Source organism: Nesterenkonia haasae, from assembly GCF_010119385.1.
Lineage (GTDB): Bacteria > Actinomycetota > Actinomycetes > Actinomycetales > Micrococcaceae > Nesterenkonia > Nesterenkonia haasae.
In genome coordinates this window covers 391083-412882 of record NZ_VFIE01000018.1, presented here as the reverse complement: position 1 = coordinate 412882, position 21800 = coordinate 391083, and the positions used below count along the sequence as shown (strand labels likewise).

At 58.4% G+C, this 21800-nt stretch carries 24 protein-coding genes; 20 read left to right on the top strand and 4 right to left on the bottom strand.

Annotated elements, in window-relative coordinates:
• The first annotated feature begins 2 nt into the window (after positions 1 to 2).
• The 8 genes from FH975_RS05310 (at position 3) to FH975_RS05275 (ending at position 4170) form a co-directional block, all read left to right on the top strand.
• Complete coding sequence (locus tag FH975_RS05310) at positions 3 to 878, top strand: P22 phage major capsid protein family protein (protein ID WP_162320401.1); 876 nt, start codon at positions 3 to 5, stop codon at positions 876 to 878.
• Between the two features lie 28 nt (positions 879 to 906).
• Positions 907 to 1506, top strand: coding sequence for a hypothetical protein (locus FH975_RS05305; RefSeq protein ID WP_162320400.1), 600 nt, complete (start codon positions 907 to 909; stop codon positions 1504 to 1506).
• Positions 1506 to 1907 (top strand): DUF6093 family protein, encoded by a 402-nt coding sequence (locus tag FH975_RS05300; protein ID WP_162320399.1) that lies wholly within the window; start codon positions 1506 to 1508, stop codon positions 1905 to 1907. The genes FH975_RS05305 and FH975_RS05300 overlap by 1 nt, the downstream gene beginning before the upstream one ends.
• A complete protein-coding gene (locus FH975_RS05295) occupies positions 1904 to 2305 on the top strand; it encodes a hypothetical protein (protein WP_162320398.1) in 402 nt (133 codons plus the stop codon). The genes FH975_RS05300 and FH975_RS05295 overlap by 4 nt, the downstream gene beginning before the upstream one ends.
• Positions 2302 to 2730 carry a hypothetical protein gene (locus tag FH975_RS05290; RefSeq protein ID WP_162320397.1) on the top strand — a complete coding sequence of 143 codons (429 nt, stop codon included), beginning with the start codon at positions 2302 to 2304 and terminating at the stop codon, positions 2728 to 2730. Before FH975_RS05295 ends, FH975_RS05290 begins: the two co-directional genes overlap by 4 nt.
• 10 nt (positions 2731 to 2740) lie before the next feature.
• Positions 2741 to 2929 carry a hypothetical protein gene (locus tag FH975_RS05285; protein ID WP_162320396.1) on the top strand — a complete coding sequence of 63 codons (189 nt, stop codon included), beginning with the start codon at positions 2741 to 2743 and terminating at the stop codon, positions 2927 to 2929.
• A complete protein-coding gene (locus FH975_RS05280) occupies positions 2929 to 3447 on the top strand; it encodes a phage tail tube protein (protein WP_162320395.1) in 519 nt (172 codons plus the stop codon). The genes FH975_RS05285 and FH975_RS05280 overlap by 1 nt, the downstream gene beginning before the upstream one ends.
• 138 nt (positions 3448 to 3585) lie before the next feature.
• A complete protein-coding gene (locus tag FH975_RS05275) occupies positions 3586 to 4170 on the top strand; it encodes a hypothetical protein (protein WP_162320394.1) in 585 nt (194 codons plus the stop codon).
• A 297-nt stretch (positions 4171 to 4467) separates the two neighbouring features.
• Here FH975_RS05275 and FH975_RS05270 read toward each other — a convergent pair whose 3' ends face one another.
• Positions 4468 to 4986 (bottom strand): hypothetical protein, encoded by a 519-nt coding sequence (locus FH975_RS05270; protein WP_162320393.1) that lies wholly within the window; start codon positions 4984 to 4986, stop codon positions 4468 to 4470.
• Positions 4987 to 5040: 54 nt separating this feature from the next.
• Between FH975_RS05270 and FH975_RS05265 the strand changes: the two genes are divergently transcribed.
• The 10 genes from FH975_RS05265 (at position 5041) to FH975_RS05220 (ending at position 16803) form a co-directional block, all read left to right on the top strand.
• On the top strand, positions 5041 to 8136 hold the full coding sequence (locus tag FH975_RS05265) for a phage tail tape measure protein (protein WP_162320392.1): 3096 nt from the start codon (positions 5041 to 5043) through the stop codon (positions 8134 to 8136).
• On the top strand, positions 8120 to 8878 hold the full coding sequence (locus FH975_RS05260; RefSeq protein ID WP_162320391.1) for a distal tail protein Dit: 759 nt from the start codon (positions 8120 to 8122) through the stop codon (positions 8876 to 8878). Before FH975_RS05265 ends, FH975_RS05260 begins: the two co-directional genes overlap by 17 nt.
• A gap of 53 nt (positions 8879 to 8931) precedes the next feature.
• Positions 8932 to 12351, top strand: coding sequence for a phage tail spike protein (locus FH975_RS05255; RefSeq protein ID WP_162320390.1), 3420 nt, complete (start codon positions 8932 to 8934; stop codon positions 12349 to 12351).
• Positions 12348 to 12509: a hypothetical protein gene (locus FH975_RS05250; RefSeq protein WP_162320389.1), complete on the top strand. Its 162-nt coding sequence runs from the start codon at positions 12348 to 12350 to the stop codon at positions 12507 to 12509. Before FH975_RS05255 ends, FH975_RS05250 begins: the two co-directional genes overlap by 4 nt.
• The gene (locus FH975_RS05245; RefSeq protein ID WP_162320388.1) at positions 12502 to 14361 is read left to right on the top strand and encodes a right-handed parallel beta-helix repeat-containing protein; all 1860 of its coding nucleotides are present in this window, start codon (positions 12502 to 12504) and stop codon (positions 14359 to 14361) included. The genes FH975_RS05250 and FH975_RS05245 overlap by 8 nt, the downstream gene beginning before the upstream one ends.
• Before the next feature lie 66 nt (positions 14362 to 14427).
• A complete protein-coding gene (locus FH975_RS05240; RefSeq protein WP_162320387.1) occupies positions 14428 to 14871 on the top strand; it encodes a hypothetical protein in 444 nt (147 codons plus the stop codon).
• A gap of 3 nt (positions 14872 to 14874) precedes the next feature.
• Positions 14875 to 15294: a hypothetical protein gene (locus FH975_RS05235; RefSeq protein ID WP_162320386.1), complete on the top strand. Its 420-nt coding sequence runs from the start codon at positions 14875 to 14877 to the stop codon at positions 15292 to 15294.
• Positions 15295 to 15349: 55 nt separating this feature from the next.
• A complete protein-coding gene (locus FH975_RS05230; RefSeq protein ID WP_162320385.1) occupies positions 15350 to 15553 on the top strand; it encodes a hypothetical protein in 204 nt (67 codons plus the stop codon).
• On the top strand, positions 15550 to 16524 hold the full coding sequence (locus FH975_RS05225; RefSeq protein WP_162320384.1) for an N-acetylmuramoyl-L-alanine amidase: 975 nt from the start codon (positions 15550 to 15552) through the stop codon (positions 16522 to 16524). The genes FH975_RS05230 and FH975_RS05225 overlap by 4 nt, the downstream gene beginning before the upstream one ends.
• Positions 16525 to 16533: 9 nt before the next feature.
• Positions 16534 to 16803 carry a hypothetical protein gene (locus FH975_RS05220; protein ID WP_162320383.1) on the top strand — a complete coding sequence of 90 codons (270 nt, stop codon included), beginning with the start codon at positions 16534 to 16536 and terminating at the stop codon, positions 16801 to 16803.
• A 57-nt stretch (positions 16804 to 16860) separates the two neighbouring features.
• On the opposite strand, the gene FH975_RS05215 is transcribed toward FH975_RS05220, so the two are convergent.
• Both FH975_RS05215 and FH975_RS05210 read right to left on the bottom strand, forming a co-directional pair.
• Positions 16861 to 18069: an ATP-binding protein gene (locus tag FH975_RS05215; protein ID WP_162320382.1), complete on the bottom strand. Its 1209-nt coding sequence runs from the start codon at positions 18067 to 18069 to the stop codon at positions 16861 to 16863.
• A 477-nt stretch (positions 18070 to 18546) separates the two neighbouring features.
• Entirely contained in the window at positions 18547 to 19377 is an 831-nt protein-coding gene (locus FH975_RS05210) for a hypothetical protein (RefSeq protein WP_162320381.1), read from the bottom strand.
• 400 nt (positions 19378 to 19777) lie between these two features.
• Here FH975_RS05210 and FH975_RS05205 point away from each other — a divergent pair, with 400 nt between their 5' ends.
• Positions 19778 to 20779, top strand: a complete 1002-nt coding sequence (locus FH975_RS05205) for a GAF domain-containing protein (RefSeq protein WP_162320380.1) — start codon at positions 19778 to 19780, stop codon at positions 20777 to 20779.
• 84 nt (positions 20780 to 20863) lie between these two features.
• On the top strand, positions 20864 to 21397 hold the full coding sequence (locus FH975_RS17040) for a Panacea domain-containing protein (RefSeq protein WP_162320379.1): 534 nt from the start codon (positions 20864 to 20866) through the stop codon (positions 21395 to 21397).
• Between the two features lie 144 nt (positions 21398 to 21541).
• On the opposite strand, the gene FH975_RS05195 is transcribed toward FH975_RS17040, so the two are convergent.
• Complete coding sequence (locus tag FH975_RS05195) at positions 21542 to 21745, bottom strand: helix-turn-helix domain-containing protein (RefSeq protein WP_162320378.1); 204 nt, start codon at positions 21743 to 21745, stop codon at positions 21542 to 21544.
• Positions 21746 to 21800: the final 55 nt, after the last annotated feature.

The following is a 21800-nucleotide window of genomic DNA, read 5'->3' as shown; positions in this document are numbered from 1 at the left end:
TCATGTCTGTTGAAAACTTTATTCCTGAGATCTGGAGCGCCGCACTGCTCCAGTCGCTCCGCGATCGCCTTGTCTATGGACAGGCCGGAGTGATCAACCGCAACTACGAGGGCGAGATCGCCCAGGCTGGCGACACGGTGCACATCACCTCGTTCGGTGATCCTGCCGTGCGCGAGTACACCAAGAACGAAACGATCTCTTGGGATCTGCTCGAGTCTGACCAGCAGTCGCTGATCATCGACCAGGCTGATTACTTCGCCTTCAAGGTTGATGACATCGACCGCCGTCAGGCGATGTCCGGATTCGTGGAGGAATCCACTACCGGCGCATCGTACAACCTGGCCGCTGAGACTGACGCCTACCTCGCAGGCAAGATGTCAGACGCCGCTGTGGACGGAAGCGACCTGGGGGCCATTGAGGTTGCCCACGCTCGCGATGCCTACAACCTTCTGCTCAAGCTGCGCACGCGGCTGACTCGCACCAACACCCCGGACGAGGGGCGCTTTGCAGTGATCCCGCCCGAGCTGTACGGCGTGCTTCTGCGTGACGACCGCTTCATTCGCGCCGACGCTTCCGGCACCACCGAAGGGCTCCGTAATGGCGTCGTCGGTCGCGCTGCTGGCTTCGACGTGATCGAGGGCAACCGGGTTCCAGAGAATGCCGGTGCGTACACCATCCTTGCCGGTCACGGTATCGCTACCACGTTCGCTGAGCAGATCGCCTCCACTGAGGCTATGCGCCTGGAGAACACCTTTGGTGACGGCGTTCGTGGCCTGCACCTCTACGGTGCCCGCGTGGTCCGCCCAGACAATGTAGCCAAGGCCACCGTCACTATCGATCCTGCTGCAGAAGAAGGCGGCGGAGACGGCGAAGGCTGATCAGTCGGATAACTGAAGGGAGGCCGTCGTGCCTAACGAATTTCCCCCGCTAGTCACGGCGGCTGACCTTGAGCCGTACGATATCGACACCTCGAACGAAGCGCTCATCAACAGCCTGATTGCCGCAGTGTCGTCGGGGATCCGGGAAGCTGCAGGCGTACCTATCTCTAAGGTGCAATCCACCGTGGAGCTCTACGGGCGCAATAGCCAGTTTCTCGAGATCCCCGGCGGGCCACTGCTCAGCGTTGACGAGGTACTGAGCGAGGGCGAGCCGGTCACTGATTACAAGATCCGCGATGGTCGCCTATGGCGCAAGGCCAGTTGGGGCACCATCGAGGACGACATCACGGTCACCTTCACTCATGGCTGGGATCCAGTACCGGCAGATGTGGTCAAGCTCGGAATCAACCTTGTAGCCGCAGGGCTCAACGAGGCGACGTCCGAGGGTGGCCTAGCATCACGCCGGGGCCTGGTCTCTAAGCAGATGTCACTCGATGACTATTCAGAGCAGGAGTCTTACGTCCGCGGTGAGGACGAGGTAATCGACCTGACAGAGATCCCAGACCGCACCCGCGAATGGTTGCGGCGTAGGTTCTCATCCCAAGCATTCGTCACTGGGGGCCAGTGATGAAGACACAGCAACTACTGGAGCGCGGACGGGCAGTGGCTGAACGTCTAATGACCGGCACGTGCACTATCACCCGCGAAGACCCTGATGGCGAGACCACGATCAACCCGGATAACGGGCAAGAGATCCCCGTAACCACCACGGTCTACACCGGCAAGTGCAAGCTCAGCTCCACCCCGGCTACTGGTGAACAGCTCGACTCCACCCACCACCGCTACCTAGTGGAGACCCCGCGGCTGCACCTTCCCCACGATGCACAGGTCCAGTCCGGCGATGACGCAGTGATCACCGCGACTGAGACCGGCAACGTCTCCACCGGCATCAGTATGCGCCTGGTGGACCTCAACCGGGGCACATACCGAACGTCGCAGCGATGGAACGTGGAGGTGGCTACGGGATGAGCATTCACGTTCGCATGGAGGGTCTTGATGCAGTTGTAGCGGACCTTGCCGCTGCACCTCGCCAGACTGCCTCCAAGCTCCGCCCAATCATGCGCAAGGGTGGCGTGCAGATGAAGCGCAAGATGGCCGACGCATTTAAAGGCTCGCGGTCATTCAGGCAGGTTGGCCGATCGGTTGACTTTGACTTCATCGAATCGTCTGGCTTCGGTATCGGGCACATGGAGGTTGAAGTTGGCCCCAATGCACACCGCAACCCAGCTGCAGCCCTAGCCGGTATCGCCTACTTCGGTGGCGCGAACGGTGGTGGCGGCACAGTCCCGGAGCCTGACCAGATCCTGGAGGACGAGGCCAATACCGCGGTCAAGTTCCTGGCCGATGCGCTGGGAGATGTGCTGTGATCCACTTCGACGCCATACGCGACATGATCACCGACGAGGCAGTCAAGGTCTATATCGGCAAAGCTCGGCTCAGCAATCCACCGACGACTAATGACTTCCCCTACGTCGCCATTCGGGGCTCACTGCCCACGCACTACTCAGGCACGGGACCAGATGAGCCGACACTGGCGGACCTGCCGAGCTCATGGCGGGCAACGATTCGCCTGACCTACGCGGCGGTGTCACCCAATCAAATGCAATGGCTGCTTCCTCGAGTCCGTGACGCCATCGACCGCAAGGTTCCAGTTATTGAGGGCTTCACTTGTGAGCGCATCCGACTCAGCAGCCTGCAGCCCATTGATGATGACGAGAGTATGCCGCTATCCAATGGCCGCTATCCGATCTATGGCATTGACGAGCTGACCCTGATCGCCCAACGAAACTAGGAGATTCACCATGCGCGACCCCGTTGTCGTCGTGTCTAAGCGCACAGGGCAAACGCTCGAAGTGCCACGGGCTCGACTCGATAAAAACCCTCACCTCTTCCGACTTCCGGCACGCGCTGCGAAGTCGGAGCCCAAGGCCAAGAAGGCTGCGGAGCAACCCGAGAAAACCGAGAATACTACTGATAAAGGAGGCCGCTGATGGGCCGTCGATTGAGTCAGGGCCGCATTAAGCTCACCCTTCTGGTGGATGCTCCAGCGGACCCCGAGAACCCCACTGCAAGCGAGTTGAACGATGGTCACGATGCTTCGGCTGATATTGACATGCCGTCGTTCGTGTTCACCGCCGCTGATTCGGACACCCGGCCCAACACAAAGCTGGTATCTCGCTCTCAGAGCCAGATGGTCACCAACCGCAATCATGAGGCGAGCATTCGCGTCGAGCGCGGTTATACCGCTGGTGGTGACACTGCTAGTGACGACGAGACCGCACAGCTCATTCTCGACAATGTTGGCTCTCGCATCTGGGCTTACAAGCGCGAGTCTGACAAGTGGTCAACAGATGAATGGGAAGACGGCGACATGTACGCCATGGGTGGCAGTTTCGAGATTGACACTCCGAAGCGCGGCGACCAGGAAGGCAACATCGCTTTCGATGTTCGCCTGTTGCCACAGGATGTGTACGACTTCGGCACCGTCGCTGCCGGTTCCGGCACCTGATCCACCACTAGACCCCGGTGGCGGGGTTGCTCTCAGGCTCACCCCGCCACCGGCACTTCCCCACAAGAGCCTGACCCATAACCATTCAGCCCTGGCGCGACTGTGCCGGGGCTTTTCTGTACCCAAGGAGAGCCTGAGATGACCGAGAACCTGGACGCCGAAACATTCAGCCTGGACGACTGGCTGAAAGACGCACACCTGCCTGAGCGATCCTGCCGCATCTTCCGTGGCGGACACCTGATCGGCAAGTTGGAGCGACTGCAGGACCAGATTCGTGATGAGCAATCCGCGAGCGAGCAGACGCTCCAGTCGCGCCAGAAGCTCACGCAACTCATGGAGGAATACCAGGCCACGCTAGAGAAGTTCGGAGCCTCTGCGCTGACTGTCTATCTCCGCGCGCTCAGTGGGCCCATCCTGCGAGAACTGCGCGCTGAGTCAGACGAGATCGAAAAGAAAAAGGGCCAGGACCGCCAGACTTCCGCCGCTGAATTCTGGTACGCGATGGTAGCTCGCTCTGTGGTCGCTGTTCAGCCCGCCGATGGTGAGCGCCAAGCAGTCAAGTGGACCGCTGAGAATATCAAGGCTCTCGACACTGAGATTGGCATGGGTGAGTTCGGCAAGCTCAAGGCCACCTATCAGCGTGCTCAACAGGAAGTCCAGGAGCCGGACGCAGATTTTTTACAGAAGTCCTCTGGCGGCAACAAGGACGATACCGAAAGCTGATCCAGATTCTCGGCCTAGCTGAGCGGTACGGCAAGCCGCCGTCCACTTGGCTAGGCGGGGAAGCCTGGGGAGAGAAAGACGCTCGACTCACACTGGCGTTTGCGTTCTACCAGGACGGGCTCTGTAGCTGCGGTAAACCGATCATTGTTGCCCACGACGAGGCGCAAGACGGCTGGTATGAGACCAAAGAGAGCATCTGTTACTCGTGCAAGGCGCAAGAGCAAGAGAAGAAGTCCGACGCCAAGCCTGAGCCTGGATCCAAGACCTACGTGGTGCTAGATCCCGAGGGAATCAGGGCTAGCGCTCAAGAATGAAGTCAATACCCCTGTCAGGGTGGTAGTTCCAGGACGCGGTCCCACCGAACCATGACTCGCTGCGATTGCCTTGGAGCGCGTTTGTCTGTTCGATGTCTTGCCATACACGAGCAGGAGCACCAGAAGCACCCAGGAGGCAGTTGACGGCAGCGAAGTGTTCGACTTCCCCGCCACGCACGGAGACCTGCCGCGCCTGTCGGTTGTGAGACATAGCTGAGCTGAAACTGCTGCATGCACCAACGGCTTCCGCAATCACGCCCTCATACTGCTCACTTCCGCTCGACGCAGACGGGCTCCGGGAATCAGTCATGGCGGAACCGGCGACCATGAGCGCGAATAACGCAGCCAATCCACCAGCGGTCCACCACAGAAAGCGCTCGAATCCTCTTGTGGGTTTCGTTGTGGACTTCGCCACCTGGTGATCCTCAAGAGTCTCGGCGCGGCGCTCTCGGGCTGACTGGCTCCATCGCTCACGTTTCTGGCGTCGGCTTTCGGGTTCCATAACGTCCCCTCGCTGCAATTCCCAGCAGTATTTCACGCCTCTAGGAGGTTTACTATGGCTGATCGCCGCGTAAAGCTAATCCTCGAGGCACAAGTAGACCAGTTCAACAACAATCTACGGCGGGCGCAGACCGAGGCTGAGGGGCTTGGAAACAAGCTCCAGAGGTCTCTCGGTTCGCGCGAGATGCAGTCCTTAGGTCGGCACCTAGCAGCCTTTGGCGCGGCCACTGTTGCCGCATTGGGTATGGCCGCTAAGGCTGCCATCGACTGGGAAACTGCATGGACCGATGTCATGCGCCGTACCGACGGCACGCCACAGCAACTTGGCGAGCTCGAGGACGCTTTGCGTGGGGTTGCTCGTGAGCTACCGACGACTCACCAAGAAGTCGCTGCTGTAGCTGCCGCCGCCGCCCAGCTAGGCGTCTCCGTTGATGATGTCGAGGACTTCACCCGCGTCATGATCGACATGGGCGTAGCTACGAATATGACGGCTGAGGATGCCGCTACAGCTATGGCCCGGTTCGCAAACGTCATGGGCACGCCAATTCCAGACATGGACCGGCTTGGCTCGGCCATTGTAGATCTCGGCAATAACAGTGCGACAACTGAGTCCGAGATTATGGACATGGCTCAGAATATCGCTGGTGCTGGTGCCGCATTCGGTATGAGTGAGGGTGAAGTGCTCGGCTTCGCTGCAGCACTGACATCGGTTGGCGTCCCTGCCGCAATGGGTGGCACTGCGGTTAGCCGCATGATGTACGACATCGACGCCGCTACGACTGAGGGTGGAGAGGCACTACAGGGCTTCGCAGACATCGCGGGCATGACTGCTGATGAGTTCGCCAACCTGTGGCAGGAGGACTCTGCTTCAGCCCTTGAGAGCTTTGTGCTTGGGCTTCAGAGGGCTTCTGAGGAAGGCACTAGCGTTGCTGAGTCCCTGGGTGAGCTGGGTATCAATGAACAGCGAACCGTCCGCGCCTTCACCAACATGGCCGCTGCAGGTGACTTTCTGGGCGACTCTCTTGATCGCGGAAACACTGCCTGGGAAGAAAACTCCGCACTAGCGACTGAGGCCGGTTATGTCTATGACACCACGGCTGCGCGAATTCAGGCGGCATGGGCACAGATTCAAGATGCCGCTATTGACGCGGGACAGTACCTGTTGCCGGTCATTGACTTCTTGCTCGATGGTGTCTCTCGCCTAGCTACTGGGTTCCAGGATCTACCGGGCCCAGCCCAGGGTGCACTGACGTATATCGGTGCACTCGTTGGGCCCGCTGCACTGCTTGCCGGCTCATTCATTCTCTTGGCTCCACGCATCTTTGAAACACGCGATGCCCTGCGAGCAATGAATATCATTGGCCCCGGCGCGAACAGTGTCCTCCGGAACTTGGGGCGCGCAGCCGGTATCGCTGGCGCTGCAGCCGGCGTCATCTTCCTGGCAGACAGCCTGCTACGCCTGGGGGACACCCAGTATGACGTGAGCCGCATGGCGCTCGAAGTTGAAAATGATTTCCTGCGCATGGCTGAGGCTGGGACCAACGCTTCGGTTGGATTCTCGCACCTTGAAGCCAACAAGGACTCATGGTGGCAGAACGGTCTGTCCAATGAGATCAACAACGTTGCTGACGCCTGGATGCACATGCAAGACACGGCGGATAAGTGGCACAGTGGCGGGCCGGAAATGTTCGGCTTCAACAACCTCGCCGTTGACCTCAATGAGTTCACCGCCGCTTTCGAGGCTGCTGATACCGCAATGGCAAATATGGCAGCCAATGGTCGCGTGGAAGCCGTCGCGGACCAGATGCATGAATACGCTGATGCCTTTGCTGCTGCTGGCCTGTCGTCTCGAGATCTGGGTGAAGCCTTTCCAGAGCTCCGCGACCAGTTAATCCAGCTTCAAAACGAGGTTGGGCCTACTACTGCAGAAGGCCGAGAGCTTGCGGAAGTCATCGAGCTACTTGGCGGAAGAAGTGTTATATCCGCTGAGGGCACCGACAAGGCGAAGCAGTCCACAAGCGAGCTGGGCGAAGCTGCTCTCGATGCCGCAGGTGGTATTGATGAGCTAGATGGCGGCATGGACGAGCTTACCGCTGGGCTCGAAGAAGTTGGCTTGGCTGCTGACGGAACAGTCGAATCACTGAGCGCATTTATGGACGTGCTCTTTGAGGCTGGCATCCTCACGATGGACTCACGCGAGGCAACTTCTCGCTTCCATGAGGCAATTCGCAATGCTGACGATGCCCTCAAGACCATCACGGAATCCCAGGGCGAAATGGGCCGGATGCTCAACCGGAACAAGACTGACTTCGACCTGACAACTGAGGCTGGGCAGCTTGCGAATGGAGCATTCCAGGACATCACAAAGTCGGGCTTCGATGCAGCGCAAGCAATGGCAGAGAATGGCGCGTCACAGGATGACGTGCAGGGCAAGCTGCGCCGGACCTACGACAGCCTCATTGAGACTGCTATCGGCTTTGGTATCAGCGAAGACGCCGCTATCGAACTAACTCGTGAAGTCATGGGTATCCCTGGTGATGTGTCCATTGATTCATGGATGTCCGAGGAAGCAAAGCGTGTAGCCGAGGAAACAAAGCGTGTTCTCGATGCTACTGATGGCACACACATTCGAACCTCGCACACTCACACAGTCAACCGGAATATCCGCGAGAGTATGCAGCGGCTCGGGATTGACCCGCGCCATAACAATGTGGCAATGGCAACCGGCGGCGCTGTCCGTGGCCCTGGTACTGGAACCTCTGACGACATCCCCGCGTGGCTCTCCAATGGTGAGCACGTCCTGACCGCTAAAGAGGTCGGCCTCATGGGTGGCCAGCAGGGCGTCTACGACTTCCGTAGGTCTCTCACTGGCACGACACCGCAGCGACCATCTGGCCGTGATCTGGTGCCGACGTACGCCACCGGGGGAGCGGCTACTCGTGGCAGTGGTGGCGGTGGTATCGACTATGAGCGCCTCGCCAATGCAGTGAGCAACCGTCCGTTCGTCGGTACGCTGCAGACAGCAGAAGGTGCCTTCCTGGGCGAGGTCCAGATGGCAATGCGTCACCCCGCAGTAATCCGCACAGCATCCCAGGGCCTGGCTGAGCAGTCAGGCCGCGATCAGAGGGGGACCGGTGGCAGACGACGTTGATATCAGGTTTGGTGGCGAGTCCATCAATCAAGTACTGGCCGATGAGGGCTACGAGTTCAGCGTCAACGGCATCACTGGTGATCGCTTGTTGGGATCCAGTCTTGAGGTTGCCGGCCAACCTGGGCGTGATGGTGACCGGCTGATCGACAAGAACCTCCCGTCACGCACAATCACGGTTACTTACACGCTGCAGGTGGACAAGGAAGCCTCACACGAGGCGCTGGAGAAGCACGCAGAGGCCGAGCAGATACTTGCTGGCCTCTTACATCGTCCCGGCCTTGCAGAGCTGGAGATGAGCCACAGAGACGGCTACTTCCGCGCCGAGTTCGAGGGCGCTTCTAAGTCCAGTGACTACGCCCATATGCACCAGGGCACGCTGACCTTCTTCTGTCCACAGCCGTTCCTCTATGGCTCGTCTCTGACGACGACTATTGCCGGTGGGCTCGTGGCGGTGGACTCGAACTATTACGTGGAGCCGGTGATCATCTGGACCACGAATCAGAGTGTGGGCGCGGCGTGGATCGAGGTTGATGGCGAACGACTGACTATCGACACCGGCATCAGCTCAGGTCAGCAGATTCGCATCGACTCCCAGCGCATGGAGACCCGCATAGGTGGCGTGCTGAACGTGGAGAACATCGGCCTGCCGGGGGAGCCTTACCCGGTGATCCGCGATGGCTCCAGTATCACCCGCTCACCTGGTGGGTCTATCGAATTCAGGTATCAAGCCCGCCACATCTAGCACCTGATCACCGCCACATTCTTTCTCGCTCGACCCCCTGCCCTGGAGGTGCCATGTCTTCTCACGGAACCAAAGCATCGGTGGGCCTACTGGGTTGGAACGGCAATCCGATCCGTGTCATGCAGGGCGCAGATTGGGTGCTGGAGGACCGTGAGGATTCCACTAACCAACTCCGCGTGACGGTCAGCCTCGCTAGTGCTGAGGGCGTGAAGACTGAGCAGGAAGTCATCTTCAAGGGCCGCAAGTTCGCCATCACTGGTCTCGACCGGGACCGCGCTGATGATCTGGCGTTGCTGATCGCTGATGAGGTCCAGGCCGAGCTGGCGGATTTGATTCTGCCGACGTTCAAGTCGGTGGCGTGGACTCTTGAGGCCGCGATGGAGGCTGCGCTTCAGAATACTCGGTGGACTATCGGCAGCCTGAATGGTGCCCGGTTCCCTGTGGTGGACTTTGAAGAGATCTCGGTGCTTGAGGCGCTACAGTTCCTTGCCCGCCACCAGGACGCACGCCTGGTGTTTGATTCTCTGCGTCGTCGTGTGAGCATCCTGGAACAGCCCGGTCAGCTACTGGAAAAGGTCTTCACTTATGGTCGGCAGCTCACCAATATCGAGAAGGAAGAGCGCGCACCTAAGACCACGGTGATCCGTCCGACTGGTGCCGATGGGCTGACCATCGCCAGCGTCAACAACGGTGTTCCCTATGTGGAGGATTACGGCTACTACACCTCGCAGGGCATTAGCCTGTCCAATGCGCGTGCCCGGTACAAGAAAGAGGACTACTGGGAAGAGACCCGCTATGAGGATGCGGAGAACCTGAAGCGTGATGCGCTGAACCGGCTCAAGGATGAGGCGCACCCGCAGATCACTTACACGCTCACCGCAGCGGCCACGACTGCTGTTGATGGCGAGGATGACTTTGACCTGGGTGAGCTTCACTTGGGCGATCAGGTGCACGTCTGGGACCAGCAGATCGACGCCAAGCTCAAGGCCGAGGTCACCGCAGTTACGACTAGCTCTGACTCGTCACAGAACCAGCTTGTCCTGTCGTACCTTCCTGAGTCGCTAAATGCTGGCACTGAGGGCCGCTATTTCGGTGACTCTGGTAATCCGCATGGTGATAGTGGTCGGTCTGGTTTCCAGCCTCGCCCGTCTATGCCGATCCTGGAGTCTCTGAATCGTGTTGGCGGTGGCCTTGTCCGCTGGAATGGGCAGGACCACGACGGCAACACTTCTACGATCCCGGCGCGGTTCGGCACGATTGAGACCCGCGTTGCCAAGCTGATTGATGGGGCGATCCCTTCGCCGGATAGCGACGAGGCTTTCTCTGGCACGTCTATTTCTGAGCGTGGTGGCGGTATCGCGTCGGTCGCGTTCGGTGGCGGCGGTGAGTTCGCTGTGTGGTTCTACATGGTGGGCCGCGATGGCCGCACCCGCTCGGAGTATTCCGAGCCGCTGGTGATCGAGGTTGAGGCACTGGTTGACACCGATGCAATGCGGGATGAACTGGACGCCGCTGAGGAACGCCTTGATGGTCTCGAAGGGATCATGGGCGGCTACGACGGGAATATCAGCGACCTCAACAAAGAACTTGAAGACCTTGGCGAGTTCCTAGCCAACGGTGACGTTGACGCTGATTCATGGAGTGTCGGTGGCCGCATCATGGGCCGCGACATCATTGGTCAGACCTTCGCTGGTGCAGCGGCGGCATTCCTGCGGCTCACCTCAGAGAACATCGAAGCTGGGGCAATCCAGACCCGGCACCTGGCGATAGCGGATCTCCAGAACCATCTCAATGATGATGCGCTCTGGGAGTTTCGAGAGAGCGGCACTGACAGTGGTATCTGGTCTGCTGGATCAGGTGAGGCGTCAGGGTGGGCCACGCTCACTACCCAAACCCAAGGCCCAGTGGTATTGCGGTACAACACCTCTGACCACGTTTCAGGGGAACCGTCATCCTTGCGATTCGTCCCTACTGGGCAGGGTGTGCCAGTTCGACCTGGTGACTCTTTCTACTTGACCGCAGAAACGTGGGTTGCTGCCGGTTCAACCGGAAACCTGCGCCTGTACGCCCGGTACTCCGATAGCAACGGCGGCAACGTCACGCATGAGGAAATCGGTCTCATCACTAGCGGTGGTATCGCGCACGAATGGGAGGTGCCAGCAGGCTCGCATCGGCGCATGGAGCTGGAGTTCTGGGCTGAGGAAAGCGGTTCGAGCAACGGGCAAATGGGCAGCTTCCGGTTCCGACGTAAGCATGGTGCTGAGCTGCTGGTTGATGGCGCGATCACCACACGCAAGCTCTACATCACTGAAGAGATGGTGGCCGAGCTTGGCAAGTTCCTCAAGATTAAAGTTGGGGAACTTGGGGCCAACGAGATCGAGGGTATGTCGATCATTGGCGGCACCATCGAGGGCACTGTCATGCGTGGCAACCTGTTCGAGACAACCGCAACGCCCAATCGGGGTATTAAGTTCGACACCAACAACTTCCGCGCCTGGGACTCCAATAACAACCTGCGGACACAGGTATCAGCCACCACGGGGAACCTCACTGCGACGGGGAGCATTCGGACGAACTTCTCCGGAAACATGGTTGAGATCTACGACGATGGTGACGGCGGAAATATCCGCTTCCACTCGGGGTCGGCGCGTAGCTCAATCAAGTCACGCCACTCAGCAGGCCGTCTCTCGATGGTTTACAACGAGCTAGACGGCAACGCATCAGACCTCCCATTCGTGGGAGTCGAGGCAGACAAGGCGATACTCCAGTACCGCTCACAGGTCATCATGGTCGGCAGGCGCTCAAGCGGTGCTGAATACCTAGAGCTAGACGGGTCGCCTGTCACGGTTCGCGGCAACATCGACATGCGTAACGGTCGCACGCAGTACCGCTACGGAAACGCCGCACCGCTGGCCTTCGTGGGCAACCGGCCAGAAGAGGGTAGTTCTCCACACTTTGAAATCCGTGTCGAGGAAGGCCCGCTCCGCCTCAGTGCTAGCCGCATTGACGCGCGGGCCATTGACCGCGAAACGACCTCCTTGTCCGCCAATGTTCACGTCAATCAGAACGGTTGGCTGCGCCGGGTCTCATCTGCTTCCCGGTACAAGCTGGATCAGAAGGCGCTCAATGTGCCTGACACGATTCTGGACATCTCACTCAGGGACTGGGTGGACAAAGCTGAGGCTGAGGCCTACGCCGAATTACTGGGTAAGCCGCGACCATTCAGTGAGCGCGATCAAGAGGACTACGACGCCATTACTATGCGCCGTGTTCCTGGCGTGGTGGCCGAAGAGGTTGCCGACCTTGGCGGTGACCAGTTTGTGGTCTACGGACAAGACGGGCAAGCCGAAGAGGTCATGTACGACCGGCTTTCGCTGGCTCAGATTCAGGCGATTCTTCGGCTTATCACTCAACAGCAAGAACACATCGACGCCCTAACGGATCGCGTCTCAACACTGGAGGAGGCCTCATGAATGCCGAGGACGTAGAGAAGCTGCTTGCCCAGAAGGACAAGGTAATTCAGCGGTTGGCCTCGCAGGTGGCGAACCTGAATCTCGAGTCCACGATGGCGGGCGTCGAGCTGGAAGAGAAGGACGCACGCATCAAGGAGTTGGAGGCCAAGAATGAGTGAACAGCAGATTGAGCTTCCCGCCCTTGAACACGGTTTCGTGAAGGGCCGGTTTGTGCTCGCCAAGGCTGACAGCCTGGGGGACGGCAACCGATACCCTGACCTGCTCCCAGAGCAAGGGCAAGTGCAACTCATTCCGCAGCACGTCATCTACCTCACGGAAGGCCCGGAGCCTGCCACGGTAGAGGGGCGTCCCATCCCAGGCGAGATTGACGAGCGCGGATACCTGGTGGACCCAGAAAGCGAAGAGGACCAGGAGCTTGAGCCGGGAATGTGGCTGGCTGTTGGCCGGTACACGGTTGAGCTGATGTTCGCCGGAATGCGCAGGCGTCGCTCATTCGGCATCACGGTCAAGCCGGAGCACACCAAAGAGAACCCACTCCACCTGACTCTCGCTGAGCCACAGACGCCCGCACCTGGCACCACGGAGATCACGCGCATCATTGACCGGCAGCTCGCACAGTTGGCCGCAGAAGAGGCACAGGGCTACCGCGACGAGGCTGAGACGTTCCGTGACGAGGCCCAGCTCGCCACCCAGGGCGCGGACGCCTACGAGGTGGCAGTACAGCAGGGTTACGAGGGCACCCGCGATGAATGGCTGGAGTCGCTGGTTGGCCCTATGCCCACTGAGCTTGCCACTACCAGTGATCCGGGATTGATGGGGACAGAGCATGTTTCCAAGCTGGAGACGGCACCTTCCGGCTCAGGGACCAGTGTCACCATCCACGTCTCTCCGAACGGGGACGACTCGGCAAACGGTGGCGCGTCTACGCCCGTCAAGACGTTGGCTGAGGCCACAAGCCGTGTCCCTGACATTGTGAAACAGGGCCACAGCTACCGTATCCGGCTACTGGAGGGTGAGTGGGACGAAGACCTAGAGCTGAATCACCGTACCGTCTACGGCCTCCTGTGTGTGGAAGGCTCAACCGATGACCGCTCCAACCATAAGGTGCGAAGCGTTTCCCATTACTCCATCATCGGTCAGCTTCAGGTCAGAGACATCACTACAACAGTGAAGGATGGCTCGGGACCGTCATTCCGATTCTCCCGGTGCTCACCTCATGTCCTCGTATATAACTGTGACGCCGAAGGAGACCCTGAGCACGACAAGGGTGTGACCGGTGTGATCGGTTTCCTTGCTGACTATGGATCGAATGTCATGATCCGAAACTCAAACGCCAGCCATAAGCGTTACGGCATTCGCTCAAATTACCTATCCCGCGTCTTCTCCCGCGACAACACAGGCGAGAACAACACATTTGGAATGGGTGTCAGGTGGGGTGGCATCTTGTCCTCCTGGGGTACACAGCCAAACGGCGACACGATGCGAACCAACTCGTCAGGTGGCCTAATGCTCGCCGGACAAGGGGAGCGCTCAGAGGTATCACCCGACGAGCGCGGACTCATCGCCTCCCAGCAATCCGGCAACTACTCAGGCGTGAGGAAGAGCTACATCCTCAACTCCCAGAATGCAGGCATCGGGACAACGATACCCACCAACGCGAAGGTCAGACTGCACTTTGTTGGCCCTGCTGAAGGATTCTTATTCAGCAAGATCGCTTTCCACGGCAAAAGCTCAACGACAGCAGGCAGGCATATCAACGCAGAGGCGGGGGCACTCCTACGCAACAGCACGTTCAACCCAACAGAGCCCGCAGTGGTGGTGCACTCGTCAGTCGGAATGATTGAGGCTGAACCGGTGCAAGTTATCCACAGTGGGAGCAACCGCAGATTCTATATAGACATTTTGCCGTACTCCGCACAAGCGGACACGTGGACGATTAGCGTCAAAAACACGATGGGCGGCACATCAGAGGCGCCCATCCTTGAAAACGTCGAGCTGATCACATCATGAACCGGGAAGCCATGCCGCATAGCCAGCACGTAGCAGTCCGCGAACCACCCAGCGCAGGGAGGCACCATGCCAGGTAGATTCCTCCCAACATCATCCGGGATTCTCGGCAGTGTGCTCATCGTGGCTGGAATCGGGTACATCGGCATTGGTCTCGGCTGGTTGGTTACATCAACCGTGCAGCGACTAGCTGGCATTCAATGGCTAGGAATTGCCGGAGGAGACGAAACCATCGGCGCAGGCTGGATCACCATCGGGGTAATCGTTGCCATCTGCGGAATATTCAGCAGCAAACCCAAGGTCGAGACAGCCGGGACCATACTGGCCACCGGCTGGCCGGGGCTCATGGGCATCTTCTTTCTCATCGCCTGGGGTAGTGGCGAATCAGAGACCGGATGGATCACCACAATCAGCTACAGCCTCTTCGCCATCCTCATCACTACTGTCGCTTCACACCCCCGGCCTAAATCGCGGGGGCGATTCGACAACTGCGATAACGAAGGCGAGGCGTGATGTATGACACCAGAGCAGGGGGCATGGACGGTTGTCGCAGTGTTCATCACAGGGGTGTTCTCATTCCTAGTTGCACGCGCCAAGTCCAGGGCCGATGAGAAGACCAAGACGGCCTCACTTGAAGCGTCGGTATCAGATAGCACATGGGAACGTGCCCAAGAGTGGCTGAACCGGCTAGAGGGTGAAGTCAAAGAGCTGCGTGCCGAGAACCGCAAGATCACTGCCAAGCATGAAGAGTTATGGGAAGAGAACCGGTTGCTGCATCAAGAGAACCGGGATCAGCAGCAGCTCATCAAAGAGGTAGCTGAGTACATCCTTCAGACGGATGCGTGGATCGCTCAGGGATCCCCGCCGCCACCGCCGACTAAGCCGCAGCGGATCGCTCAGCACGTCGAACAGATCAGGCAAAAATACAGCCACTAACCACCACTGCAAGGCCTCCACGGGGGCCCTTTTTTATGCCCAATTGGAGGCCGCAATGAGCAAGACACATGAGTTTGACGACGGGACTGTCGTGGAGCTGGACGATGACGTGGAGGTTGAAGACTTCCTCAACGCGGACGCAGACGACATCTCAGAAGAGGACCACGCCGCCCTGGTCGCCAAGTGTGAGGCCGAGGTGGACACCTCAGACCTTGACGAGGACTACGAGCCGGAACCAGAAGGGGATGACCTCGCATGAGCCGCTACACCAGAGCCCAATGGGGCGCACGCTACCGGGCCGGATTCGGTGACCGGTCCCAGAACTACCCACTGAATGAGGTCTGGGGGCACCACAGTGTGACTGCCCAGCTTGGACCCAATGCGACCTTCGCTCAGGAATGCGCCCAGATGCGCGTGCTGGAGAATATTGGTCAGCAGAGGTTCAAAGGTGGCATCAGCTACAGCTTTGCATTCTTCCCGTCAGGCCGCGCTTATCACGGGCTTGGGGCTTCACGCATCGGCGCTCACACAGGTGGCCGCAACAGCATCAGTATCTCGTTTGTGTTCGTCGGCAACTACGAGAACACGGTGCCCACAGCTGCAGCACTCGGAGCCGCAGCGCAGTGCCTGAAAGACCTCCGTGCGCAGGGCATTATCCGCCAGCCACGCATGAACGGCGGGCACCGTGACGCTCCCGGCCAGCCCGCTACGGCTTGCCCAGGACGGCACCTGCACTCGCGGATCAGCGTCATCAACTCGCAGGCCGCAGGGCGAGTGACACAGGCTCCAGCTAGGCCAGCTCCAGCACCCACCACCAGCTCATCCTCTAGCAACTCCAACCGTCACCGCAGTGAGCAATTCACCAACTGGCCGCAACGTGCACTACAGGTCCGCGACTTCCCTGTCGGTACCTACTGGCTACGGCTGGGAGACAGTGGCCGCGTGATTCCGAACGAGTACCGGCACGCTCTTGTGCTGGCACTCCACGGCGCAGGCTACGAGTACAAGGAGCAGTCCGTGCAAGGTGCATGGCGACAGATCAGGGACTGGCTCAGAGGTCAGCACGGCTACAACACTCCAACTGATCGCCGATCAGTGGCGCGTGACTTCCAGCGCTACCTCCAGCGCCAGGGGCTCTACCGGGGCGCGATTGACGGCGTACTCGGACCACAAAGCATCTGGGCCATCACCACCTGGCTCAACCGCATCCGCAGCGCATACAACTCATAGGAGAACAGCATGGCAGAGAAGAAAGTAACCCGAACGCCACGCAAGAGGATCTACATCGGCGTCATTATCGTGGCAGTACTGGCGCTCATCATCTTTGAGGCAGTAGTACCAGGCACCACGGACAACCTCTCAGGAGCCGCTGAGATCGTCGTGGATCGTCTAGGTGCCATCATCCCCACAGCAGCCGCAGTGATTGGCTCTGTGCTGGCACTGCTGAACCTCACCGATGATGAACCGAAAGACCTGTACGACCCAGTAGAGGATGACGTACAGTATTAGCACGTTGCACCAGAGAGCGCCCACTTGGCTACGGCTGAGTGGGCGCTATTTCTGTGTCTAGGCCCTTCGCTTCCATTCGGGAACCTCTAACTTTGGAACAGCTCGGAGCATATAGGCGTCGAACTGGGGGACCGTGAACGAGGCGAACCCATGGGTCGGGGTGTAGAGCAGCCCCATCGAAATCAGCTCGGCACGTGTGGGGCCTTGGTTCTGGGAGGTTCGATTCATCCGCTCGGCGACATCAATCGCCTTTTGCGGACCCGGTCCCAAATCGGCCATGGCGCGCAGGTAGGAGCGTTGCAACTCAGTACATCGATCAAGGCGCACTCGAAAAAATGAAGTGTCCAGTTTGCTCGTATAGGCGGGTATGGCGTCGGTTATGTCCTGTTTAGTGATGCGGCCATTTTCGGCAATACTCCACACCGCATACCCGAGTTCTTGTATGAAATAGGGGTAACCTTCTGTGATCCTCACCGCCTCATCTAATGCTGCATCCTCAAATTCGACACCTTCGTCTGCTGCGGGCCGGGCCAGGGCTTCCTTTGCATCCGCCTCATTGAAGTTGGCAATCTCTGGGAACTTGAAAAGACGTTCAGCGTAGGACTTAGCGTCACCCGCCAGCTCTGCTATTTGGGGAAGGCCAGCACCCACCATAGTGATAGGAAGTTTTCGTTGGACGGTTTTATGTAGGGCCGATATGACTGCTTCAAGTTGCTGCCGGCCCAGGAATTGGACTTCATCGATAAGCAACACGAGTCCTATTTCCTTGTCCCGCGTAGCCTCTCCCACGGCGACAAACATGTCGGTTAAGTCCCGTGACAAGACGCCGTGATCTGCTAACCCTTCAGCGGCCTCAACATCTAGGCCGAAAGCGAGTCCACCATCAGGCTGGGCGGTCATCGTAAACGACTTTATGACGGAGGCCGCATGCGACATTCGCTCGGACCAGCGTTTGCGGGGCGACAGTTCTAGCAGTGCTGAATGGAAGAGTGGACCAAGCTCTACGCGGAAGCTGGCCTCGTCACTCTTGGTGGCCTCTAGCTCAATAACAACCCAGCCTTCACTTTTGGCCTTCCGCTCAAATTGGTTGAGCAGGACGGTTTTGCCGACCCCCCGTAGTCCAGTAATGATCATGGACTGTTCCGTTCGTCTCCTGGCCAGCCTGCGGAGGAGCACCTCGAAAGATGCGAGCTGATCGTCACGACCAACCATGGCCTCTGGTTCTGCGCCGGCGTTAGGCGTGTAGGGGTTGAGCACTGGGTCCATGAGCCAACCTTACCATCGCGTTATGAGGTTTAGTATGGTTTAGTCGTTGTCACTAAAGCTGCCTAATGTCCATAAATGCGGCCTAACGACCTTGGCCAGTCGAAGTGTCCCTGTCGTACACATCTTGCCACCACGACTCGTCCCGGCTGATCCTGGTGCACCACGACGCGGGCACCCAGGCCGAGTGAGGCTCATCCCTAGTCTCATCCCACCGGACCAACACCGCCTCACGGGACCACGCCTTCGCCTTCGCATCCACCGTCCGATCAGGGAACGACACACGCACATACGGCTCACGATAACCAACAGCCCGCGTAATCAGGTCAGTAGGGTTTGAAGTCGTGGTGAACTGTAAAGACGAAGAGACTCGAGGCTAGCGTGGACGTTGAGCGGCAGCAGCAGAGGCTCCCACGTCAGCAGTGATCGGTTTTCAACGTCGCTGGCCCACGGCTGGGCATATGGTGACGGCACGCCCGGTCAGTGACAGCCATTCTCGTTGATCCAGTCCTCGATGTCGGCGAGTTCTTGCCCGTCGATCTCCTGGCCATCGAGCTCATCGTTCATGATGCCACCCCAGTGAGTCCATGCTTCATCGCAGTCATCGAAACTTACGTTGGATGAATCTGTGCCATTTGGGGGCTCAGTTTCAGTCACATCCTCGTCGGGACCTTCTATTGCCTCTGCATTATCCTCTCCTGTGATCTCCCACGAAACTATGTACGTCGGTTCACGCCACTGCAATGTGGCTGACGTACTGGGAACCTCCCATACAGCTGTGTATTGCCCTGACTCACCCGGCTCGATCGGGTCTTGATGTCCGAGGTCCAGCTCGCAGGCCAAAGACTCTGGAGTGGACAATGCGTAGTGGTAGTCATCCCACCTAAATGCGTTCGAGTTGAAATCGATTGCATCTTCGGCTTCATCATCAGCAGAGATATCAAAGCCGAGGTATGCGAATTGTCCAACTTCGGATTCGTAGTCGTTGCACGTATTGACAAACTCGATTGAAGTCAGTGCGACAGTGCCAGCGTAATTGTTTTCGTTCTCGAAAGGTCCTAAGTCAACCTCGACTACCTCCCCGATCGCTGCCTCTACATCACCGGTCATGCGACTATTGAACTCGCGTTCTTCGAATAACCCCCCTGACGTGGGCTGCTGTTGCTCCATTTCTTCGAGTTGCTGCTGTAGCTCTTGCACTTGAGTCTCTAGTGCCTCTATGCGGTCTGCACCATCTGCACTTTCTGCTCCACATCCCGCGAGCCCCAATACTGCTATGCCTCCCATTGCAGCGATGCGTGTTGGTTTCATAAGTGCCTCTCGAAATTGTGAGTGATTCATCCCGCCTTCAGGTGCCGGTGACCCAGGAGCGAGCTTCCATAGTAGATGCGCGCATGCGGTGGGAGTACCCCTGAGCTCAGGTGAGTATGGCTTCCGCCGCCTAGAGGCTCTTGTGGCGCCGGCCCACTAAGCTCAGTCCCGTGCTTCGCCGCATCCAAAACGCCCCACTTGGCTACGGCTGAGTGGGGCGCTAATTGCGTGCGTAGGGGCCTATGACGTCACCCGCGTTGGGTCCGATTAAAAGTAGAGTTCTGAATGAAGCTACGGGTGCGAGAAACTCAGGTTTTTCAGCTGGAGGAACATGACGGGTAGGTTATGTGCCAGTTATATTCAGTAATTGCCCTGCCGAAGCCAACGTCGAGGATTGCGTGTGCCAGACCCACAGACTAAGCAGCGCATCAAGGGTAGTTGGGCGCTGAATGACGATGGGGGGCTGAGACTCCTGTGGGGGTCAATGGTGGTCAACTGGGTGGCCCGAGTCCTGGCTGTGCTTGCAACACTACTGGTCGCGCCTCTAGCTAGGGAACTCATTAGAAGTGGGGAGCTCAGTGTTCAAGAGTGGACCACAGGAATCGCCTTGGTCTTTGTTGTGCTTGCTGGCCTTACGCACCAGATTGCACGGGACGAAGCGCGGTCGCGTCACACAACTCACACTGAGACACACGCAGATAACCTAACCGCCGAACTGAAGAACAAGAATCGCGAGCTGGGGTTGATGCGGCACAAGCACCGTGCCGAAGTTGAGAAAGCAAAGACAGAGGGTGCTGCTGTCCTCAGTAGTGGCCTGCCCACAGTTCTAGCGGCTTTACTCCAGGCATCGGGAGACGATTGGCGAGCACCCTCTGTAGACGCGTTTTTGCGTACCGCCCTCTTGTCCACGACGAGCATGGTTGACATACCCAAGGTTCGAGCCTGCTTGTTTGAGTACGAGAAGGTTGAACGGGATCAGCGCGGACCAGAAAAGACCTTGGTGGCGCGGTTGGAGCCGGCAAACAGCACCAACCCTCCGAGGCGCGAGTTCAGAGACGCTGATGACCATGGACGAGAGCTAATTGAGATGATGTTGCGGAACGAATCCATACTGGTTCCGGATGTCACAAATCCGCCGGTACGTGTGTCATGTGAGAATCGTCCCTACAAGACGTTCATCGCGGCTGCGATCGTTTGGCAGGGCACAGAACTCGGGGTGCTCACAGCAGATGCGCCCATCAAGGGAAGCCTGACAGACCACCACAAAGATATCGTTCGCTTGGCGGCGCAATTCGTTGCGATCGGCCTATACTTCAAGGAACATGGCTCTGCTCAGGATACCGAAGATGCCGTGGCTCGGGGCCTCGACGCCCTCTGGGAAGGACCCGATTCGTTGTTCTAAATCCAATGGCGTGTGATCCATACAACATGCCTCTAAGGCGCTAGAATCGATATTAGAAGAATCACCGGGGAAAGGGTGGTAGCGATGACTGGGTCAGCATCCGTGCATGATGTCGCCGCGTACATTCTCGAGCAGACCGGGACTTTAGCAACCATGAAGTTTCAGAAATTGCTCTACTACTGCAATGGCTGGTACTCCGCAGTATCCGACGAGCCTCTTTTCGAATCGCGGATAGAAGCTTGGAAATACGGTCCTGTGGTCCGAGACGTCTACACCAAGCACCGTCGGCAAACCGCCGTAACAACTTGGGAGGGGAACCCCTCCCAGCTCAGTCAAGCTCAACGTTCTGTAATCGACATCGTCCTGAATGCGTACGGCGCATTTTCGGGAATGAAGTTGGCCGACATGACGCACAATGAGCGACCGTGGGCTGAAGCGTGGGCTAGGAAACCTATCCAGGGTTTTAGTACTGAAGAAATATCCCCGGAGAGTATTCGCGATTACTTTCGTGAGTTGAGAAGCAATGCTCGCGAGGAGTCTGGGCCCACCACCAGCAGCCGACGGGGTAGAAGTGGAAACTCTCAAGTCGTCCGCGAAGCTGCCTCTACGGCAGGTTAGGGCAGAGCTACTTTCGCGTGCCTGCTGGCTGCAAGTAGCACTCGACAACGCGGACTGATCCGCCAACGACGACTCGCATCCCTGTCATGACCGGGATTATGAGCGGTCGACAGATGAAAAAGCGCAGTCTGGGAGACGGCGCATCTACAGCCGGCCTTTGGGACTGCGCTGCGCCGCATACATCCGCTCGATGTACTCATCCAGCTTTGCATCCTCGATTCGCCATTGGCCGCGTCCGCCGATTTGGATGCCCTCGAGCTCTCCGTTGCGGAGTAGGGCGCGGATCTGCTGCTCGCTGGTGGCAAGGCTTTCAGCGACTTCGGGGATGGTGTAGAAGCGGCGTGGCATGGGTAACAGCCTAGAGGATGGTGGCCCGGGAATGGGATCGAGAAAGCGTCAAGAT

Coding starts and splice junctions, on each gene's coding strand:
- FH975_RS05250 (WP_162320389.1), top strand. CDS start 12,348: ATGAATGCCGAGGACGTAGAGAAGCTGCTTGCCCAGAAGGACAAGGTA.
- FH975_RS05300 (WP_162320399.1), top strand. CDS start 1,506: ATGAAGACACAGCAACTACTGGAGCGCGGACGGGCAGTGGCTGAACGT.
- FH975_RS05210 (WP_162320381.1), bottom strand. CDS start 19,377: ATGAAACCAACACGCATCGCTGCAATGGGAGGCATAGCAGTATTGGGG.
- FH975_RS05255 (WP_162320390.1), top strand. CDS start 8,932: ATGTCTTCTCACGGAACCAAAGCATCGGTGGGCCTACTGGGTTGGAAC.
- FH975_RS05280 (WP_162320395.1), top strand. CDS start 2,929: ATGGGCCGTCGATTGAGTCAGGGCCGCATTAAGCTCACCCTTCTGGTG.
- FH975_RS05270 (WP_162320393.1), bottom strand. CDS start 4,986: ATGGAACCCGAAAGCCGACGCCAGAAACGTGAGCGATGGAGCCAGTCA.
- FH975_RS05195 (WP_162320378.1), bottom strand. CDS start 21,745: ATGCCACGCCGCTTCTACACCATCCCCGAAGTCGCTGAAAGCCTTGCC.
- FH975_RS05235 (WP_162320386.1), top strand. CDS start 14,875: ATGACACCAGAGCAGGGGGCATGGACGGTTGTCGCAGTGTTCATCACA.
- FH975_RS05295 (WP_162320398.1), top strand. CDS start 1,904: ATGAGCATTCACGTTCGCATGGAGGGTCTTGATGCAGTTGTAGCGGAC.
- FH975_RS05245 (WP_162320388.1), top strand. CDS start 12,502: ATGAGTGAACAGCAGATTGAGCTTCCCGCCCTTGAACACGGTTTCGTG.
- FH975_RS05275 (WP_162320394.1), top strand. CDS start 3,586: ATGACCGAGAACCTGGACGCCGAAACATTCAGCCTGGACGACTGGCTG.
- FH975_RS05285 (WP_162320396.1), top strand. CDS start 2,741: ATGCGCGACCCCGTTGTCGTCGTGTCTAAGCGCACAGGGCAAACGCTC.
- FH975_RS05220 (WP_162320383.1), top strand. CDS start 16,534: ATGGCAGAGAAGAAAGTAACCCGAACGCCACGCAAGAGGATCTACATC.
- FH975_RS05225 (WP_162320384.1), top strand. CDS start 15,550: ATGAGCCGCTACACCAGAGCCCAATGGGGCGCACGCTACCGGGCCGGA.
- FH975_RS05215 (WP_162320382.1), bottom strand. CDS start 18,069: ATGGACCCAGTGCTCAACCCCTACACGCCTAACGCCGGCGCAGAACCA.
- FH975_RS05265 (WP_162320392.1), top strand. CDS start 5,041: ATGGCTGATCGCCGCGTAAAGCTAATCCTCGAGGCACAAGTAGACCAG.
- FH975_RS05240 (WP_162320387.1), top strand. CDS start 14,428: ATGCCAGGTAGATTCCTCCCAACATCATCCGGGATTCTCGGCAGTGTG.
- FH975_RS05310 (WP_162320401.1), top strand. CDS start 3: ATGTCTGTTGAAAACTTTATTCCTGAGATCTGGAGCGCCGCACTGCTC.
- FH975_RS17040 (WP_162320379.1), top strand. CDS start 20,864: ATGACTGGGTCAGCATCCGTGCATGATGTCGCCGCGTACATTCTCGAG.
- FH975_RS05230 (WP_162320385.1), top strand. CDS start 15,350: ATGAGCAAGACACATGAGTTTGACGACGGGACTGTCGTGGAGCTGGAC.